Below are 19,633 nucleotides of genomic sequence, written 5' to 3'. Positions count from 1 at the left end.
TCACGGCGCTTCCAATATTCTCATATTTTTCCAACCAGTCCAGTAGCGCATTCATATTCCCCCTTACGCTTTAAAACCCAACTTTCCTGATCACCTCCTGCGCTGCTTCTTTCGGCACTCCTGCGATCAGTTCATGATTCACCTGCGTCAGTTTAGCCCAGTCCTTTGTCTGGATGGATAAACGACCGTTCACTTCCATTTCCTTGAGTGCAGCGTCGTCACTCACAGCACGCCGTTTGGATACCAGCTCCTTGAAAGTATTCACTAAAAATTCCGGCTCCCGCCATAACATTGCTATCAGCAGGTTACGCAGCGCTTCCGACTTTTCTATTGTCCTGGTTGGGCTGGGCGAAGCCAGGAATAGTTCTTCATCTTTGACGATGTCGTAGAAATGCTGCTGGTCCTGTTCCTTGCCGGTAGCCGTCAGGTGCTGATGACAGGCTGTTTTAACTTTAAAATAAAAAGCCCGCACTTCGTTTAAACGCTTCTCTTTGGTAGCCAGGTCCATGGCCTGGGCCAGCTTCCGTTTTCTGTCTTCCAGCTGATAACGTTTGTCTGTCACGTCATCATCTGCCAATGCTCCAGCCTCCACTTTGATGCTGTCCATGTCCTTCTTCAGTTCCGCCAGCTGTTTGCTGACAGCATAATTTTCCTGCCTGTTCGTTTCGAATATTTCATTCTCCAACTTACCTGCGAGGATGCCGATATCCATCTTCAGCACATCTACCGGCGTATGTCTCTCCTGTGGCGTGAAGGTCTGTTTAAACTCCTGGTCTGCCATCTGCAGGTAGGCGGTAACGGTCAGGTCCCTGGATTCTGAAATGTTAAAGGTCAGTTCTATATCAGAACCTTTCAGCACTTCCCTTTGCAATTTATCGCCTGCTATTTCCAGGTAGCCAAGGCTTTTATTGGCTTCGGGCAGGGCATAATGAGGCCCTTCCAGTACATTGATCCTGATCCGCTCTCCATTGGTGGCAGAGATGGTTTTGTTCAGTACGCGCGTCATACCTTTCCGTGAAGGTAGCACATTATTCTTCTGAAATACCTGCAAAAGTGTAGTCTCTCCCGGATGATCATCATCGTCTATTTCCAGGCAGATATCTTCCGGAATAGGTTGTCCGCTGATGCCATAACCACTGTCGATACCAATGATACCTGTACCTGTATCAATAATTTTATTCTCCTGGTCATAGACCGTGAGCCTGAAAAAGTTATAAACGTTCTGTACGAGTGGCAGATACTCACTGATACGCTCAGAGAGCTTTTTAACTCCCGTATCAAAACCACCGTCTTCACGCGTGATCCTGTAACAGAGATTCGTAGTGTCTCCGGCCACTTTCGCCAGGAACAGCTCCTCTTTCTCGCGGGACATTTTAGGATAAGTCACCTTGATCGTAACAGGACTATTTATGGCAGCTGCATCAGTTCCTGACAGCAGATTAGGTTTACCTGAAGCATAGTATGCTGCGCCGACAGCCACTGCTGTGATAGGATCTATCTCACAATTCACCGCTATCTGTAACATCTCTTCCACCCGCTGACGTACATAGGGAATGAAGGTGGAGCCTCCCACCATCAGCACAAACTGAAGGTCTTTTGCACCAAGCCGGTTCCGCGTAATGATCTGCTGCACCATACGGATCGTCTCATCTACATAAGAGCTGATCAGTTCATTGAAAGCAGTGCGGGTGATCGTATATTCAAAGTCAACTGGTGTATTGTTCTCGTCTGTCAGTCCGTCAATAACAATCACAGCGCTGGTTTTGGAAGATAATATAATCTTCGCCTCTTCTGCCTGTTGCAACAATACAAAGTATTTCGAATTGTATTTTCCTTTTGCACTTTTCATTTCCTGTTCCAGCTCCCGGAACTGGTAACGTGCTGTAACGGCGGGGATCAGTAATTTTTCTACGATAAGATTGTCAAAGTCGGTGCCTCCCAGGAAGTTATCCCCTTCATGGTCCATTACTTTCATCTCCCCTTCCTTTACGCGTATCAGGGCCACGTCAAATGTGCCGCCGCCAAGGTCGTAGACTAACCACTGACCATCCGGAAGGTTGGTCTCCTTCTTCATATTCGCATAGGCCAGACTGGCTGCGATAGGTTCCTGCAATAGCAGTACCTGACGGAAGCCGGCCAGCGAAGCCGCCTCTTTCGTAGCGTTAGCCTGAATGGTATCAAAAGACGCAGGTATAGTAATGACACTTGCCTCAGGGTATTCCCACTGAGACAGGAATGTGCGCAGTTCTTTCAGTATAATGGCGGATAATTCAATAGGTGTTTTTGTACTTCCTATGCTTTTGATATCGTAGCGTTCTGAAGTACCCATCTTCCGTTTGAACCGGCCTATCACGCTTTGCGGGTCCTTCTCCAGCCACTCTTTTGCTTTCTTACCAGCAATGATCCTGTCGTCGTGGAAAGCTACAACTGAAGGCAGCGTATAGCTACCCGGATCGGCCGGGTTGTGGAATAGCTGCACTTTGCCATCAGCAAATTTAGCAATGGCTGAATTGGTCGTTCCAAGGTCTATACCGAAATTGATCATTTGCTCCATTACTGATTGTTTTTAGCTTTTACTACGACTACTGCCTTTTGCACAATGAAACCGGCGCCTCCGCTATGAAGGCGGATGATCGGCTTTATTACTTCCGTGATCTGCAGATTATCCGTGCTTTCTCCTGCAATGCTGGCCTCACAGTCTGTGCGGGTGATGTTATAATCTTCGCCGATAGGGTTGTGATAAACAAATCCTGTTGTATCATCGCTGCCCTGTATGCCAAGTCCCTGCTCCATGATCTCTTTCAGTTTGTTCACGTTTCGCTGGATGGAATTAGGTTCCTGGAGAACAGACAATTTCTTTTCTATTTCGAACACCTGGTTCAGGATGTCCAGGTAGGCTTTTGTTACTTTTATAGGGTCGGTCATTCGTTTAATTATTTAAGTGAGGCATGCATCAGGAACAGGCTTTGAATAATATGATAAATATGATGAGACCAAATGCAACGTATAGCAGTTTTTTTGATGTTGCCGCATTACTGCCGCCAGGATCATGCTGCGTTGCAGGCGACCTATCCTCACTGAAGATCTGAAATTTTGCCTGTGACAACAACTCCAGTGTTTCCGCCTCCAATCCCTGAATGCGTTGCGCCATCTCGATATAACTGAAAGCCGCTTCCTTATTCCGGTGGTGCTTCCAGATGTTTCCTCCTAATGTGCTTAGTTTAATGGCCAGGCGATATTTGATAGACTTGTATTTCCCATCCAATGCACTGATTGCTGTAATGTCAATGTTCTTGTCAATCCATATTTTTACTCCTCCCACATTTGTCTGCGGATTTGCTGCTGCCTCGACGATCTGGGATAATAACCTGAGAAGCTCCAGGTATTGGTTCACGATAGGGTCTTCACCTTTATCAGCCTTGATCTCCTGCTCAATATTCAGCAGCACCTCATAATCTTTCTGGATAGTTTCCCTGGCTACGCCGTCGATCTTCAGCAAGAGTATATCCTGATGCAGCTGTTTGGCTACAGGCAGATTGGCTCTTGTGTTATTGATCTCTACCGAGAGATTTCGTAAGGCAATAGCCATCTTGTTGCGTAGTTCCTGAAAATACGAAGGCAGCACATTCCAACGCTCTTTGTCCATCAATATCTCCACCCGGGCCATAATAGCGTTTATGTCTATCTCCCGCGCTGTGTCCTTTACTTCATCCATAAGCGCCAGGACATCTTCTACCTGCCTGACCAGCGCGTTCCGCAGGGTCTTACAGGATGTTTCAGTATCGTCAGGGACTATGATAGGGTCAATCGCAGTCAGCTGGCTGAATGAACCATCATTCCGCTGCCAGGCTTTCCATAACATGCTGTCGTAGGCAGTGGCGAAATAAGGGCTGATAAAGCGCACAAATTCAGGCAGTTTGTAAATGCTTTCATGCCGGAAGGCAGTAAAGAAACTTTCATCACCGTTGATGAGGAATTTGCTCAGCGCAGCATGATTAGCTATGAAATGATAGAACTCCAGTTTATCACGCTGCTCCAGGTCTTCGATCACACGTTCACAGTCAGCACGGGTCAGTTGTTGTCCATGATAATCGAAAAAGCCATCATCAGAGAGATCTATTTCCGCCAGAACGGCTTTTTTAGCCCTTTTGATAAGGGTGTCATCAATGGTGGTGAGGTCGGTAGCAGCCAGGTTAAGGATCTCGACTGGATTAATAAATTGCATCATAGTGTATTGTCCGGTAAGGGGATCCAGGGATTATATAAAACATAAAAATATTAATATATTTAATACTCAGCGGGAATAATTTCTGTAAACGGGTTAACACGCTGATCCTCAATTTCCCGGGGTTATCACCCCGGGCTACAAATACGGCAACCCCTGGCGGGGTTGATTGATGTTTTGTTGTGTTGATCGGGTTCCGGGGGTTATCACCCAGCGCTACAAACACAGTAACCCCTAGCGGGGTTGATTGATGTTTTGTTGTGTTAATCGGATTCCGAGGGTTATCACCCAGCGCTACAAACACAGTAACCCCTAGTGAGGTTGATTGATGTTTTGTTGTGTTAATCGGGTTCCGGGGGTTATCACCCAGCACCTTCTAGCGGAGCTGACCATAGCTATTCAAACATAATCGGGTAACTGATCATCAATCAGCCTTTAACATACCAATCACCTCCCAGAGATGATCACAACTATCCAGGTCTTTTACGGGGGAAAGACGCAGTATATTTTTCCGGAGCTGATTAAGCGTGCTAAGGTCGGGTTGCGAACCATCTGGCCAGGCAAGCAGACAGGCCAGGGCTGTCTTCAACACAGTAGCTTTTACACGCATGCTATGAGGGGAATATCGTGCGGGATGCAGATGGACATATCTGCCTGGCTCTATGCCGGGTAACAGTACCCAACGGGAAGTATCCGAAAGCGTCATCTCAATGTATCCGCCATTGTCCTTCAGCCATCTCAGATAGCCGGCTTCGTCAGTGATACCGGCTTCCTGTACCTTAGCTGCCACTTCGCTGAAAAGGGCGGGCATGTCCAGGGTACCATAGTAAATATCCATCTGTGAATTGCCCAGCACTTTCACCTTTTCGGGAAGGGTATCCAATGTCATATTTCCAAGCTCCCGGTGGATGTATCCACGGTGATGTTTCAGTGCATTAAAAAGGATGTTGGACGTATTCATCAATGATAACCGGACTATATATAAACGAAAAAACGCCACAAAAATATGTGACGTCTTCCCGAATATACAACAAATGTACATTTATCGCCAACCGCCCCCGAGGGAACGGTAAAGATCTACCACTGCGTACAGCTGATCTCTTTTGAGATTGCTGATCTCCAGCTCACTTTGTAATACGTTGCTTTGTGCTACAATCACTTCCAGGTAAGTTGCCCTGCCGCTCTCGAACAGCTGATTGGCATTGTGTACTGCCTGTTGTAATGTCTGCACTTTATTGGACGCAATATCATACTGCGATTTCAGTTTCTCTATTTTCACCAGCGCATCTGACACCTCTCCTACTGCATCCAGCACATTCTGTCTGAAGCGGATCACAGATTGTTCTCTTTCGATCTTCGCTACTTCGAACTGGGTCTTCAGTTCCTTGTGTTGAAACAGTGGTTGTGCAATAGCGCCTGTTGCCAATCCAAAGAGTGAGGACGGGATCTGGAACCACTCACTGAACTTCACCGCATTGATACCACCCTGGGCTGTAATAACCAGAGAAGGATACATTCTCGCTTTGGTCACGCCCACTTTGGCATTGGCCATTGTCAGGGCCAGTTCACTGGTTTTCACATCCGGCCTGCGGCTCAGCATATCAGAAGGGATACCGGTTGACAGTTTTTCGGTCAGCGGATATTCATTCAGTTTGGTATGCCTTTCTATTGCAGCAGGCAGTTCGCCTGACAGGATACGCAGTGCATTTTCCTGTACCGCCATATTCTGTTCTATCTGCGGGATCAGCTGAGCGGCTGTCAGCTGCTGCGCTTCTGCCTGTTGTACGGCCACCAGCGTTACCTGGCCTGCGTCATACTGCAAACGGATAATGCGCAGTGTGCTGTCGTTCAGTTTGAGGTTGCGCTGTGCTACTTCCATCTGTTCATCCAGCATCAGCAGATTGTAGAACGCTTTTGATACGGTGGTAACGATATCTGTCTGCACCAGCTTCTTAGATTCCTCGGTCTGCAGATAAGCGGCTAAAGCCGTCCTTTTCTGATTACGGATCTTACCCCAGATATCTGCTTCCCATGAAAACTGCAGGTTAGCATTATAGTCTTCCAGGTGTTGTGTGCCCAGGAAGTTACTCAGGCTGATACCGTTCAAACTATTGTCGGAAGGCCTGGTGGTACCTGCCGTCACGTTCAGTGTGGCGGAAGGTACGTTCAACAGTTTCGCCTGCCTTAACTGCAGCTTTGCAGTTTCAATATTCAGCAGGGCGATCTGCATATCATAATTCTTACGAATGGCATTGTCTATCAGGCCTTTCAGGCTAGCGTCCGTAAAGAAGTTCTCCCAGGGAAGACTTGCGATACTCGTCGTATCTGTTGTCGGAACACTATTCCTGAACGCAACAGGCAATTCCGGCTGCGGGGTCGGTGTATCTTTGGACACTTTACATGCTTCCAAAAATCCAATCGCCAATAACCCTATTAAAAAATACTTATTTATCTGTGCTCTCATACTAATTCCGGTTTAACGGCTTTCGCCTTTTCATTGTTAACAACGGCAGGTGATTTACCAGTGATCTTCTCCTGGAGGAACTGGAATATTACAAACAATACAGGAATCACGAATAATCCCAGTACTACTCCGCTCACCATACCTCCTGCTGCACCAATACTGATAGAGTGGTTACCGATAGCAGAAGGACCGTTGTCGCTCATCATTGGTATCAGACCTACTACGAATGCCAATGACGTCATGAGGATTGGACGTAACCTCAGTCTTGCTGCTTCAATCGCCGCAAACACCAGGTTCTTACCGGCACGTCTTCTCTGGCTGGCATATTCGACGATCAGGATGGCATTCTTCGCCAGCAAACCGATCAACATTACCAGGGCTACCTGTACATAGATATTGTTAGAGATATCAGTGTAACGGATAGACAGGAATACTCCGAGGATACCGGTAGGAATAGACAGGATCACTGCCAGTGGCAGGATATAACTTTCATATTGCGCTGCCAGCAGGAAGTATACGAACAACAGACAGAGTGAGAAGATGATCACTGATTGCCCGTTAGAAGAGATCTCTTCCCTTGTCATACCGGAGAATTCGTAGGAATAACCGGTAGGCAGGTACTGGGCTGCTACTTCTTCCACTGCCTTGATCGCATCACCAGAGCTGAAGCCGGGTTTGGCAATCACGTTCAGACCGATAGAGTTGAAGAGGTTATAACGGGAAGTGTTTTCAGGACCGAACACACGTTTCAGTGCTACCAGTGATTTCACCGGCACCATTTCATTCAGCCTGTTCTTTACGAAAATACCGTCCATAGAAACTGGCGCAGCACGTTCGTCTTTCTCTGCCTGCAGCATTACTCTGTAGTATTTACCAAAGCGGTTGAAATCAGCCGCCTGTGTGCTACCGAAGTAAGCGCCCATTGTTGCCAGGATGTCTTTTACATTTACGCTCAGCTGCTCAGCTTTTTCGGCATCTACCTCAATTTCATACTGCGGGTAGTCAGCTCTAAAAGTGGTGAATGCAAATGCCACTTCCGGACGCTTCATCAGTTCACCAATGAAGCCATAGGCAATACCGGCGAATTTATCCAATTTGCCCGCGGTCTTGTCCTGCAGCACCATATCCAGTGCATCTACGTTACTGAAACCGGGCACTGTAGGGAATGTGAAGACGAAGAAGGTGGCATCCTGGATGGTAGCGAGTTTTCCTCTTACCTGGTCCATGATGGCATTGATATCTTTCACTTCTCCCCTTTCCTTTGCATCTTTCAGCAGGATGAACGCCACACCGGCGTTAGGGCTGGAAGCGGAAGTCAGGATATTGAAACCAGACAATCCCATAAGCTCTTTTTTAGCCGGCAGATCGCCCAGTACCTTTTCCATTTGTTTGATCACAGCAGTGGTCCTGTCAAGAGAAGCTCCGGGCTGCGTAGACATAGAGATGGCGATGAAACCCTGGTCTTCAGAAGGAATGAAACCGGTAGGTGTTTTTCTTACCAGGTAGATGGTAGAAACGATCACTATTACAAGCCCTACAATGCTCACCCATTTGTGACGGATCAGGAAGCGGAGACTGTCAACGTATTTACGCGTGAGACGATCAAAGCCTGTATTAAATCCTGCAAAGAATTTCTCTTTGAAAGTAAGCTTATGGCTTTTATCGTGTGGATCATCACTATGATGATGTACTTCCTTCAGGAACAATGCTGCCAGCGCCGGACTTAAAGTCAGGGCGTTCACGGCGGAGATCACGATCGCGATCGCCAGTGTGAAGGCGAACTGGCGATAGAACACACCTGTAGAACCTTCCATGAAACCTACTGGCAGGAACACTGCAGACATTACCAGTGTAATGGATACGATGGCGCCGCTGATCTCACTCATTGCAGAGATGGTCGCTTCTCTTGGACTCATGTGCTTTTTCTCCATTTTCGAGTGCACCGCTTCGACGACGACAATAGCGTCATCCACCACGATACCGATGGCCAGTACCAACGCGAACAGTGTCAGCAGGTTGATGGAGAAGCCCAGCAGGGAGATGAAGAAGAAGGTACCAATGATGGCTACAGGTACGGCAATGGCCGGGATCAGTGTAGAGCGGAAATCCTGCAGGAAGATGAATACCACAATGAATACCAGGATAAACGCTTCAATCAGTGTATGTTTCACCTGTTCTATAGACAAGTCAAGCGTGTCTTTCGTATTGTAGAGGATCATGTGTTTCACTCCTTTCGGGAAATCCTTTGATAATTTATCCATCAGTTTCATGATGGCGATCTGGATCTCGTTGGAGTTGGAACCCGCCAGCTGGAAAGAGGCGATATTGATACCTGGCTTTCCGTTCACACGTGTATAGTTGCCGTATGTGTAGGCGCCAAATTCAACCCTGGCTACATCTTTCAGACGGAGCATGGAACCGTCGCCGTTAGACCTGATCACGATGTTCTCATAGTCTTCTGGTTTGGTCAGTTTACCTTTATATTTTATTACGTATTCGAAAGACTCCGTGCTGCTTTCACCGAATTTACCGGGAGCAGCTTCCAGGCTTTTATCCTGGATAGCAGCGGTCACATCTCTTGGAGTGAGGTTGTAAGCGGCCATCTGTTTAGGATTCAGCCATATCCTCATGGAGTAATCTTTGTTACCACCGAAGATGAGGGCCTGTCCCACACCGGGAATCCTTTTAATCTCAGGAATAATATTGATCTGTGCGTAGTTGGCCAGGAATGTCTGGTCATATACTTTAGGATCTTCGGAATACATGTCCACCACCATCAGCAAGCTATTCTGCTGTTTAGCGGTGGTCACACCCGCCTGTACCACTTCGGCAGGCAACTGTGCGGTAGCCTGGGCCACCCTGTTCTGTACGTTTACAGCCGCCTGGTCGGGGTCTGTACCGAGTTTAAAGAATACGGTGATCACCAGGGAACCATCGTTACTGGCGGTAGAGGTCATGTAGATCATGTTTTCTACCCCGTTGATGGATTCTTCCAGTGAAGGCGCTACGGAACGCAGGATCGTTTCTGCGTTGGCACCCGGATATAGTGCTGTTACCTGCACTGCCGGAGGGGCAATGTCGGGGAACTTTTGCAAGGGCAGCTTCGCGAGACCGAGCACCCCGAGTATAACCATTATGATAGAGATCACCGTTGCGAGAACGGGTCTTTCAATGAATTTCTTAAGCATGTGTAATTATTTTAGGAGAAAGACAAGCAACATATGAGGATCAGATCATCCCTGTGCTGCTGGTTTTGCCTTTTCCGGTTTGATTTCTGTGCCTTCTTTCAGACGGTCTACTCCTGTTACTACAATTCTGTCACCGGCTTTCACACCTTCTTTTACCAGGTACTGATTACCACTGGTACCTACAATGGTGATAGCCTGACGGGTGATCTTGTTATCCTTGCCAACGGTGTATACAAATACTCTGTCCTGTACTTCGATGGTAGCGGCCTGTGGAACCAACAGCGCATCTTTAAACTGGCGCTGCAGTCTTACCTTACCGGTATTACCTGTACGGATAGTGCCTTTTGCGTTAGGGAAAACTGCTCTTAAGGTGATAGCACCGGTATTCTTCTCGAACTGTCCATCAATCATATCTACTTTACCTTGCTGTTCATAGATGTGATTGTCTGCCAATACCAGTGTTGCGGGCGGCAGGTTCTTCAGCTTTTCTTCCAGCGTAGAGCCAGCATAGTTGTCTTTAAAAGTGAAGAAGTCGCTTTCGCTCAGGGAGAAGTATGCATAGATCTCGTGTACATCTGATAGTTTTGTCAGCGGCTCAGGATCATTCAGAGAAATGAGTGCTCCGGCTTTTTTAGGTATCCTGCCGATGTATCCGCTTACAGGCGCGGTGATGTTCGTATAACCGAGGTTGATAGATGCGGCTGCTACCAGTGCTTTCGCCTGTTCAACGTTGGCTGTAGCCACATCGTAAGCCGTTTTTGCTGTACGCAGCTGTATATCAGATACTACTTTGTTGGCTACCAGCGGCGTTACTTTATCTACTTCCAGCTGTGCATTGAGTACGGCTGCTTCTGCTGCGTGCAGGGAAGCTTTTGCATTGTTCAGCTGCTCACGGTAACGGTGCTCGTCTATTTTAAATAGCGGCTGACCAGCTTTTACGTAAGCGCCTTCATCTACATATACTTTTTCCAGGTAGCCGTCTACCTGTGAACGGATCTCTACGTTTACCTTTCCTTCCAGTGATGCTGTATAGTCGTTCTGTGTGTTGGCGTCTGCGGCACCAATCGTCACAACTTCCGCCGGCACAGCGGTAGGGGCTTCATTATGGGCAGACGAAGACTTACAGCTGTATAACCCTGAAAGGATTATTCCTACAAGCAAGCTCCAAATTAATACGTCTTTTTTCATGATCTATTGATTGTGTGTAATTGACAAAGAGATTCCCTGTTCGCATAGTACTATGCAAATCGGACATGAACAGTAAATGCAATGCAAGACCGTAATCGATGCTCAGGGAGCAATGATCACAGTGTGTTGTTGTTGAAGGTAAAGCGAGCGATTAAGGTGTGATTGTCAGATCATCACCTGAACAGAACTACCCCGTGAAGGGCTGGCATTCTCATTTATTATATAACTATCCTAACATCGTTAGCAGATATTTCTGAAATGAGCGTTCCAAAATTACACAAAAAAAATCTTCAAATGCAAATCAATTTCTCAAATGTTTTTTTGTGTACATCGCCATTTCTTTTATCAAGGTGGCATCTTTGAACTGAATAAATGATTGTTTCCAGCCACAGAAGCCATTAAAGATGATATGGGCAAGGACTGCAGGATTCTTATCCTGAGAGATTTCTCCCTGTTCTTTCGCCCTACGTAATAAATCGGTAAAAAGGCCGATTGTTCTATCACTGGCCTGTTTAATAATACTGCGAACGTCTTCATCGTCGCCTGCCAGTTCAAAGGAGGACTTTATTCCCATGCAGCACTTACAGTTATAGACTGTACCTTCTACATATACATCAATGATCTTCTCCAACGTTTCCAGGGGCGTCAGGTCCTTCAGTTTTAAAACTGATTCAAAATCCTGGGCTGCGAGGTATCCATAAGTTCTCAGGCACTCCAGGAAGAGGTTATGTTTGTCGCCAAAAGAGTTATACAAACTACTCCTGTTGATCTGCATAGCATCCACCAGATCCTGCATGGAAGTGGCATTGTAGCCCTTCTCCCAGAACACGTCCAGTGCTTTCGCTATTTTTTCTTCAGGAATGAATTCTTTATCTCTAGCCATAACGGGGACAAAGTTACATTCTGAAACGGTCGTTTCAAAATAAATTTTCTTTATACCCCGTTATGTCCAGATCTATAATGTTATAATCTTACTGAGAAACCCACGTTGATGGTGTAGTCAGCGAAGGCGGCGTCCCCATTTACTTTGTTGGTGGGGGTGCTTCTTTCCTTATCTGTAACACTCTGCAGCCTGTCGCGGCGCAGGGCGATGGGTACTCCCACATACAGACTGGTCTTTTTCATGGTATAGGAAATAGTTGGTTCCAGGGACAGTACATATCCCGGCCGGCGGAAATCGCCGCTCCCTCCTACCAGGTCATGCACCGGAATGCCTTCTATTCTGGCGCCCAGGGAAGCTGCAATATGGCCGGCCATATAATTTACCCCCACCCTGGCCATGTACTGGTCAGGCACGCTGGAGATAGCCTCATTGGCGAGGGCCGGCGACAGGGTTTCCCTGTAAGTGCGGGTGCCGTTCTGCTCTCTCGGATTGATCAGATAATAAAAATTACCATATACGCCGAAATGACGGGAGAAGTACTGATAGGCATTTAATTCAACAGTAAGCCCGGTACCGCCATCTCCCAGCTGTATAGACTGGTCCACGGTACGGAGTTCCCTGGTGCCGTTCGGACCTACATTATACCAATAGTCTTTGTAGTCGTAGTCGCCGGTGGCAAACTTAATACCCAGTCCCGCCTAGATGTTGCCCATTTTATGCTTTTCGGGGTCCAGCAGCCAGCGATAAACAGCTATCCTGATATCTCCCAGGCCGTAGGAATGCATACTGTGGCGCTGGTTGTAATTATTGACGCCATTCACCAGGCCGTGTTCATACAGGGAAGACCTGGAGTTGATGAGCAGGGGCACGTCTACCATTACGCTCCAATGTTTGTCCAGCAAACGGGTCAGGCTGAAGTCAAAGGCCGTCTGGTGGTTGATCACTTCTGTGCCGTTCAGCACCCTTTCCTTTTGTTCTTCTGAGCCTTTGAAGTGTTTGTAAGATTTAAAATACCTCGCTCCTGTGTTGAAGATCCATTTGTCGCTCCGGCTTTCCTGCCCTGTCTCCGGGTGTTCCAGCATACATGAAGGAGCACCGGTGCTGCGTATAGCAACACATCCCTGCGCTTTTGACTGGTAGGAAATACAGGCAAAGACCGCCGACAAGAAAGCGGTTGATAAAATTCTGTTCATACTGTTCTATTTGTAATAATAAGAAGACGTAATTCATTGTTCAATAGCTACTACGGGTAACTTGAATTCAATTGTTCACCACATGACTAAATTTTAAGATATAGCGCTCTTTAATGCCGACTAATAATAAATAAACTCCAGTGTATGATATTGGTTGATAATGTGATCAATGCAAACGAAATATAGAAAATATTGAGAAAAAAAAGAAATAATATCAACAAGATTGATGATATTTTTAGTAGCAAAGCACAGGGAAAGTAACCTATTGTAGGGCGGCCAGCTTATTGTCCGTAATATCAATAAAACTACAGTCCTCGAGTTTTACGATATCGTCTATTTTGTTTTGTGTCTGTGATGTTTCAATGGTATTGCCAATAATTTTGAGGTTGGAAGTACATTTTGCAGCCAGCAGTGCATCTTTCTGCAGTATAAAATAGTTGTCACACACGGCTATATTGTTGTGTACTGTTGTCTTACAGACAATTTTATTTTCAGGATGGATATTGATCACGGGTTCACCGCAACTGACAAAACGGTTATTACGGATGGTCATATCTTTTACCATCCCCGATTCATACCAGCCGGAAGCATCGTCGTTCACAAAGATGCCGCTCATGTGTGTACGGTCAATGGTGTTGTTCTCTATCACCACTTTTCTGCGGGTCGTCGCCAGTATACCTCTTGTCGGTATCCTGTTGATGGTGCTATGATGTATCCAGACCTCCGGCGTAGCCGTAGTATTTTCAACAGCATCTCCCAACTTTACAACGTTGGAGATATTATGCTTCAACGTAAGCAGGATCTCTTTATCATTTAGCTGCCGCGCACTGATCACCTGGTTATTTTCAAGAGCCAGTAAACTCTCCGTATTAATGAAGGTGATACTATCTCCCGCTGCGAAAGCGTTAAAACCAAATGTCTGCGGATGCATGAAACGTACCTGTACTTTATTACGGGCTAATAACTTTGTGATCTTCAGATGAGTGCCATGTACATTAATAGCATCGTCATTAGCAGCTGACAGGTATGCGTTGGCTACTTCTATTTTACCACTGCATCCTGAGAAATGCAGGATATCAGCCCAGGCGGCGCAGGTACGGCCACTATTCTCCGCCGGTCTGACAGTGATGCTATCCATTTTTATCTCCCTGCAATACTGGCTGACCACCCCCATACCATGCATAAAGTTGATGCGGATATTCTTTAGTTCGATGTTGGCACTGTATTGCATCAGGATGCCGGCACAATCCCTGGAGACGTCCCTGTTCTGGTAGATGGCGCCGGTGTCAAATCCGGGATTCTTCCTGAAAGAAATACGTACCGTACTGTCGGGCAATAAAGCAAAGCGGGCGCCCTTCATGTCGATGTCGATACGCGACAGATCGTTTGTCTGCGGATGAAGGACCTGCCAGTAATTACCAGGCTGATAGCTCCAGCCCTCTCCTATCCAGGTAAGCGAGCTATCTTTGATATTGAATTTTGAGTCGGGGTGCATTTTTACGTCTACGTAGCCGGCTCCGCTGTCTATCACCTTAAATTCAGAAACAGTGGGACGCTGATAATCATAGCTACATCCCCCGAGGGTAATATTCTGAGAATTATTAACGAAGGTTTCTATCATTTTACCGTGCAATACAAATGCTGCATCTTTTGCAATTACCTGTACGAAGTTGCAGCTATCCAACATCAGCGCAATTGCTTTCCGTTCAAGCGGTTTGTCATTGGTATTGGAGATATGCAATGCCTGCTTCAGCGCTGCATCGGGGTAGATATCATACTTTCCGGGAGCGAATTTTATCTTTACCGGTTGTGCGTCGTTTCCTGCGCCCTTCAGCATTAAGGATTCGTGAAATGCACCGGGCGTCAGTACTTCTACTATATCACCGGCAGCAAGCTGCAACTGGTTCACCGGCAGGAATGTTTTCCATGCCTGTCCGGGTAGTATTCCACTGTTGTTATCGTTGCCTTTAGCGGGGTCTATATAATAGTTTGTATTGCCGGGAGATACCTGTCTGTCTTTAAGAGCAGGATATAAAGATACCTGACTCACCGTGGACTCTCCGGCTTTGAAGGAGTAATATTTACCCTGCTGTGCTGTAAAGCTGTACTGGTAACCATTAACAGTATGCTTCGCAGCATATGTAACATGGGATTTTAACGGATTAGGAGTAATCAGTGTGCATGGACCATCGCTATTTGACCTGATCGACAGGCTTGTTATTTTTCCATCTTTCCACTTCATCTCTTCGATCAAAAAGTCTCCCCTGGCGCGGAGCCCATATACGCTACCTGTGCTCCATGCCTGCGGAAGGGCAGGCAGTAACTGAATCGCCCCTGTCTGGCTTTGTACCAGCATCTCTGCAACGGCGGCCGTATAACCGAAGTTACCGTCTATCTGGAACGGTGGGTGCGCACAGAAAAGGTTATTATACAGTCCTCCTCCTTTATCATAGTTTACGCTATCGTTACCTACCGGTCTGAAGAAGTTACGGAGTATCCTGTATGCATGATCACCGTCTTGCAGGCGTGCCCAGAAATTGATCTTCCAGGCCATTGACCAGCCAGTAGATTCATCACCCCGGGCGTTCAGGCTTACTTTTGCTGCCTGCGCCAGTTCCGGCGTTTGTGTAACACTTATCTGCCTGCCAGGATGCAATGCAAAAAGATGAGATACATGCCTGTGTTTATCATTGGGATCATCCCTGTCTGTTTCCCATTCCTGCAGCTGTCCCCATTTGCCGATCTTAGGTTTCAGGAGATGCTCACGCATATCCGCCACATGATTGCGATAGGCAATATCTATATGCAGGATATCAGCGGCTTCTATGTAGTTGGTAAAAAGATCGTAGACTATTTCCTGGTCGTGGGTAACGCCATCTTCAGTGGGCCCATGTTCAGGCGACCAGCCCATTGGCGCGACAAGCGTTCCATCAGGACGGCGTTTCAGATGATCCTCCCAGAAGTTTACAATTTCTTTTAGTATAGGATAAGCGTAGTCTCTGAGATAGTTCACATCCCTGCTAAAGGCGTAGTACTCCCAGATGTCCTGTGCATACCAGGCGCTACCCGGCGTATTCCATTTAAAACTGGAGCCACCGAAGATGTTGTTTTCAGTTTTCACTGTCCACCCTCTTACACCGGGATATTCTTTCTGCGTACTTTCCTTTTTCACCTCACGCATACTGTTAATGTAATCGAGGTAAGGGATATGACATTCAGAAAGATTCGCCGGTTCTGCCAGCCAGTAGTTCATCTGGATATTGATATTAGAGTGGTAGTCGCATCTCCAGGGAGGCGTATTACTTTCATTCCACAGGCCTTGCAGATTGGCAGGCAGGCCTCCCCGGCGAGAGGAGCTGATGAGGAGATATCTGCCGTATTGGAATAAGAGGGATTCCAGCTCAGGATCTGCTTTATCCCGGTTCTTTAATAAACGTTCAGCCGTGGGCAGTTTACTGATCGCCTCATCTGTTTTACCGAGCTTCAGTTCCACCCTCTTAAAAAGCCACTGATAGTCGAACATATGTTCTTCCAACAACTGGTAATAAGGCGTACTAGCTGCTTTCAGCGCTGATTTCACATCAAGATCAGGTGTTCCACCTCTCCAATGCTGAGCGCGATTATTACTATAGTCTGTTGCAGCAGATAGGAATATTGTAAAGCTGTTTGCATTCTTTATCCGGAGTACAGCGCCTCCTGCAGCGTCCTGTTCAATCGCGAGAGTAGCACCTTCATTGGTAACTATCCTGGCAGCGGCCTCATAGGACAAGCCATTTTCCAATTTACCGGCTATAGTCAGGGTATTATCTGCGCCAGTTGTCCGGGCCTGATGCGCATCGCGGAGACGGATAGTAGCGGAATATGCACCACTCTTTTTGCCTCTATAGGTATAATTCAATACCATGAGTTTTCTGGGGAAGGAACAGAAATATTCGCGTTTAAAAGCAAGTCCGTTCATGGTATAGGTGATCTTTTGTACCGCAGTACTAATATCCAGTTCCCTGCGGTAATCAGCCGGTACTGTCTTCACCGTATCCAATCCGTCAAACCGGACAAACAGATCTCCAAAAGCCTGATAAGCACCTGTTTCTTCTTCATCTCCTGTCCACAGGCTCTGCTCATTAAACTGGATATGCTCTTCTGCCAGTCCTCCGAATACCATCCCCCCCATCCTGCCATTCCCAATAGGATAAGCATCCGTCATCCAGGTCCGGGCAGGCTTAGCCTCCCATAGTTGCAATCCTTTTATGGAGGACGGTACAGGTGTTGGTGCTGGCGACACTATTGTCTCCCCAAGCCACATTACCAAATAGAACCAAAGCGGTTTTGTCATCGAATCAGTTTTTATTTACGCGGAATCGCCTGTTTACCCTCTAAAGCGGCAAGCGGCTCCCCAAAATAATAAATGTTACGTCAAAGTGAAAAATACCAACTACTTGGTATTGCTGGCCGATTCATAAACGGATATATTTGAACCGTTTAAATACCCCACATATGTTTAACTCAGTTATCCTCGAAGTCGCAATCGGCATAATTTTCCTCTTTGGTTTGGTGAGCATGATCTGTTCTGGTATCCGTGAAGGCATAGAGGCGCTTACCAAGACCCGTGCAGCGTACCTGGAAAGAGGTATACGTGAATTGCTCCACGACCGTGGGGCGCAGAATATCGCCAAAAGCTTTTTCGAGCACCCTATGATCAATTCCTTGTATACTTCTGACTACACGCCCGGCAAAAACACTAAAGAGCCGGGGCTGCTCGACAGAGGGAAGCAGTTGCCCTCTTATATACCAGCCAAAAATTTTGCGCTGGCCTTAATGGACATCGCCGCCAGGGGTAGTAAGAACAATGCTGTTTCCAGCGATCCGAATTCAGTAGAAATGTCGATGGCATCTATCCGGGCAAATATTCTGAATATACAGAATGTTCCTGTACAGCGGGCTATGCTGACAGCGCTGGACAGTGCTCAGGGAGATCTTGAACGCCTGCAGCAGAACCTGGAAAAGTGGTTCGACAGCAGTATGGACAGGGTATCCGGCTGGTATAAACGTTCTACCCAATGGATACTGTTCTTTATTGGACTGGTTCTCGCCGTTGGCTTGAACATCAACACGATAAAGATTGCGGATTACCTGTTCCGCAATGATGATGTGAGAAAGTTAATTGTAGCGGAAGCAGAAAATGCATCCAAAGATTCAACGTTCACACAACAATCTTTCGCTCAGGCCCAAGGTCATCTGGCAGAACTCAAATTGCCTATTGGCTGGGCAAACGGGATTAATCCTGAGGAAGACAACAGCGACAGCATTGCGTGGAACGGCTTCTTTATCTACGTTCTGGGCTGGCTGCTGACAGCACTGGCAGCAACGATGGGTGCTCCTTTCTGGTTTGACATGCTTAACAAGATCATGGTGATCAGAGGTACTGTTAAACCTGCTGAAAAGAGTCCCGAAGAAGGCTCTGAAGACCGCCAAAACGCCAAGCCCAACACTGTTACCATTCAAATGGCAGGAGGCAACGGCATGGGGAATGGTAACATTGCCAAACCAGCCCTGGGCAACGGAACCCAACCTGTTCCGGCAGAAGGCGCGGTGACTGATCCGCAAAGTGATATTGACAACTGTCTGCTGGAGACTGCAGACGTTACTTCAGATGAAGATTTACCACAAGCAGAAGGAGGAATTTCAAAATGATACGCGAATTAACATGGTTACCGGCAGTCCTTAAAAATGCCGGACTTAAAGTGGCCACCGTTGATGGATGGGAAGAAAGAGGTGTGAGCGCTATGGGCACTGTACTTGGCGTGCTCTGTCATCATACGGCAGGCCCCAAAGCAGGCAATATGCCCAGTCTGAATACACTTGTCAGAGGTACCAATAATATACCTGGTCCATTGGCCCAGCTGGGTTTGGGGAGGGATGGTACCTTCTATATAGTGGCTGCCGGCAGGTGTAATCACGCCGGACAGGGCATATGGAAAGGCATCACTAACGGTAATACACATTTCATTGGCATCGAAGCTGAAAACACGGGAAAGGCGGACGATTTTCCCTGGCCGGAAGTGCAGGTAGATGCTTATTGCCGCGGCGTTGCAGCCATACTGCAACACATTGGTAAAGACGCCAGTTTCTGTGCCGGGCACAAGGAATATGCACTTCCCAAAGGGCGTAAACCTGATCCGGACTTTAATATGGATGATTTCCGTAGAAGAGTTTCAGATATTCTCAACAACGTCACACCTCCACCGGTTCCAATTCCGGATGAAGAACAAACCCCTCCGGGAAGAAAAACTACCCGGCGTGGGGACAAGGGGGAACTTGTTAAGACTATCCAGGGAAAACTAGGTCTTACAAAGGATGGTATTTTCGGTCCTAAAACGGAAGCAGCTGTCCGTCAGTTTCAACGGAACCATCAGCTTGTGCCTGACGGAATAGTAGGGCCTAAAACGTGGAAAGTATTTGATCAGGTAGCGGCACAGCCTCAGCCTGCATGAT

The 19,633-nt window shown here is 47.1% G+C and carries 13 protein-coding genes; 2 read left to right on the top strand and 11 right to left on the bottom strand.

Features of this window, described 5'->3' with window-relative positions; translation table 11 throughout:
- Positions 1-70: 70 nt before the first annotated feature.
- The 11 genes from F3I09_RS17790 to F3I09_RS17745 all read right to left on the bottom strand — a co-directional run bounded on the left by F3I09_RS17790 (position 71) and on the right by F3I09_RS17745 (position 17,474).
- Positions 71-2,554 carry an Hsp70 family protein gene (locus tag F3I09_RS17790; protein ID WP_149696374.1) on the bottom strand — a complete coding sequence of 828 codons (2,484 nt, stop codon included), beginning with the start codon at positions 2,552-2,554 and terminating at the stop codon, positions 71-73.
- Positions 2,554-2,925 (bottom strand): hypothetical protein, encoded by a 372-nt coding sequence (locus F3I09_RS17785; RefSeq protein WP_149696373.1) that lies wholly within the window; start codon positions 2,923-2,925, stop codon positions 2,554-2,556. Before F3I09_RS17785 ends, F3I09_RS17790 begins: the two co-directional genes overlap by 1 nt.
- Before the next feature lie 28 nt (positions 2,926-2,953).
- Positions 2,954-4,228, bottom strand: coding sequence for a hypothetical protein (locus F3I09_RS17780; RefSeq protein ID WP_149696372.1), 1,275 nt, complete (start codon positions 4,226-4,228; stop codon positions 2,954-2,956).
- A 421-nt stretch (positions 4,229-4,649) separates the two neighbouring features.
- Positions 4,650-5,186: a hypothetical protein gene (locus F3I09_RS17775; protein WP_149696371.1), complete on the bottom strand. Its 537-nt coding sequence runs from the start codon at positions 5,184-5,186 to the stop codon at positions 4,650-4,652.
- An 81-nt stretch (positions 5,187-5,267) separates the two neighbouring features.
- Positions 5,268-6,689, bottom strand: a complete 1,422-nt coding sequence (locus tag F3I09_RS17770) for an efflux transporter outer membrane subunit (protein WP_149696370.1) — start codon at positions 6,687-6,689, stop codon at positions 5,268-5,270.
- Complete coding sequence (locus F3I09_RS17765; RefSeq protein WP_149696369.1) at positions 6,686-9,877, bottom strand: efflux RND transporter permease subunit; 3,192 nt, start codon at positions 9,875-9,877, stop codon at positions 6,686-6,688. Before F3I09_RS17765 ends, F3I09_RS17770 begins: the two co-directional genes overlap by 4 nt.
- 45 nt (positions 9,878-9,922) lie before the next feature.
- Positions 9,923-11,065, bottom strand: coding sequence for an efflux RND transporter periplasmic adaptor subunit (locus F3I09_RS17760; RefSeq protein WP_149696368.1), 1,143 nt, complete (start codon positions 11,063-11,065; stop codon positions 9,923-9,925).
- Positions 11,066-11,366: 301 nt separating this feature from the next.
- Positions 11,367-11,948, bottom strand: a complete 582-nt coding sequence (locus F3I09_RS17755; RefSeq protein WP_149696367.1) for a TetR/AcrR family transcriptional regulator — start codon at positions 11,946-11,948, stop codon at positions 11,367-11,369.
- 80 nt (positions 11,949-12,028) lie between these two features.
- Positions 12,029-12,553, bottom strand: a complete 525-nt coding sequence (locus tag F3I09_RS34440; RefSeq protein WP_223233281.1) for a hypothetical protein — start codon at positions 12,551-12,553, stop codon at positions 12,029-12,031.
- Between the two features lie 93 nt (positions 12,554-12,646).
- Positions 12,647-13,141 (bottom strand): hypothetical protein, encoded by a 495-nt coding sequence (locus tag F3I09_RS34435; protein WP_223233280.1) that lies wholly within the window; start codon positions 13,139-13,141, stop codon positions 12,647-12,649.
- 262 nt (positions 13,142-13,403) lie between these two features.
- Positions 13,404-17,474: a glycoside hydrolase N-terminal domain-containing protein gene (locus F3I09_RS17745; protein WP_149696366.1), complete on the bottom strand. Its 4,071-nt coding sequence runs from the start codon at positions 17,472-17,474 to the stop codon at positions 13,404-13,406.
- A 161-nt stretch (positions 17,475-17,635) separates the two neighbouring features.
- Between F3I09_RS17745 and F3I09_RS17740 the strand changes: the two genes are divergently transcribed.
- Positions 17,636-18,832 carry a hypothetical protein gene (locus tag F3I09_RS17740; protein WP_149696365.1) on the top strand — a complete coding sequence of 399 codons (1,197 nt, stop codon included), beginning with the start codon at positions 17,636-17,638 and terminating at the stop codon, positions 18,830-18,832.
- Positions 18,829-19,632, top strand: a complete 804-nt coding sequence (locus tag F3I09_RS17735; RefSeq protein ID WP_149696364.1) for an N-acetylmuramoyl-L-alanine amidase — start codon at positions 18,829-18,831, stop codon at positions 19,630-19,632. The genes F3I09_RS17740 and F3I09_RS17735 overlap by 4 nt, the downstream gene beginning before the upstream one ends.
- The last annotated feature ends 1 nt before the right edge of the window (position 19,633 follow it).

It is taken from the genome of Chitinophaga sp. CF418 (genome assembly GCF_900142925.1).
GTDB lineage: Bacteria > Bacteroidota > Bacteroidia > Chitinophagales > Chitinophagaceae > Chitinophaga.
Note: the sequence above shows the minus strand (reverse complement) of the source record. Positions and strands in the feature narration are given on the sequence as shown.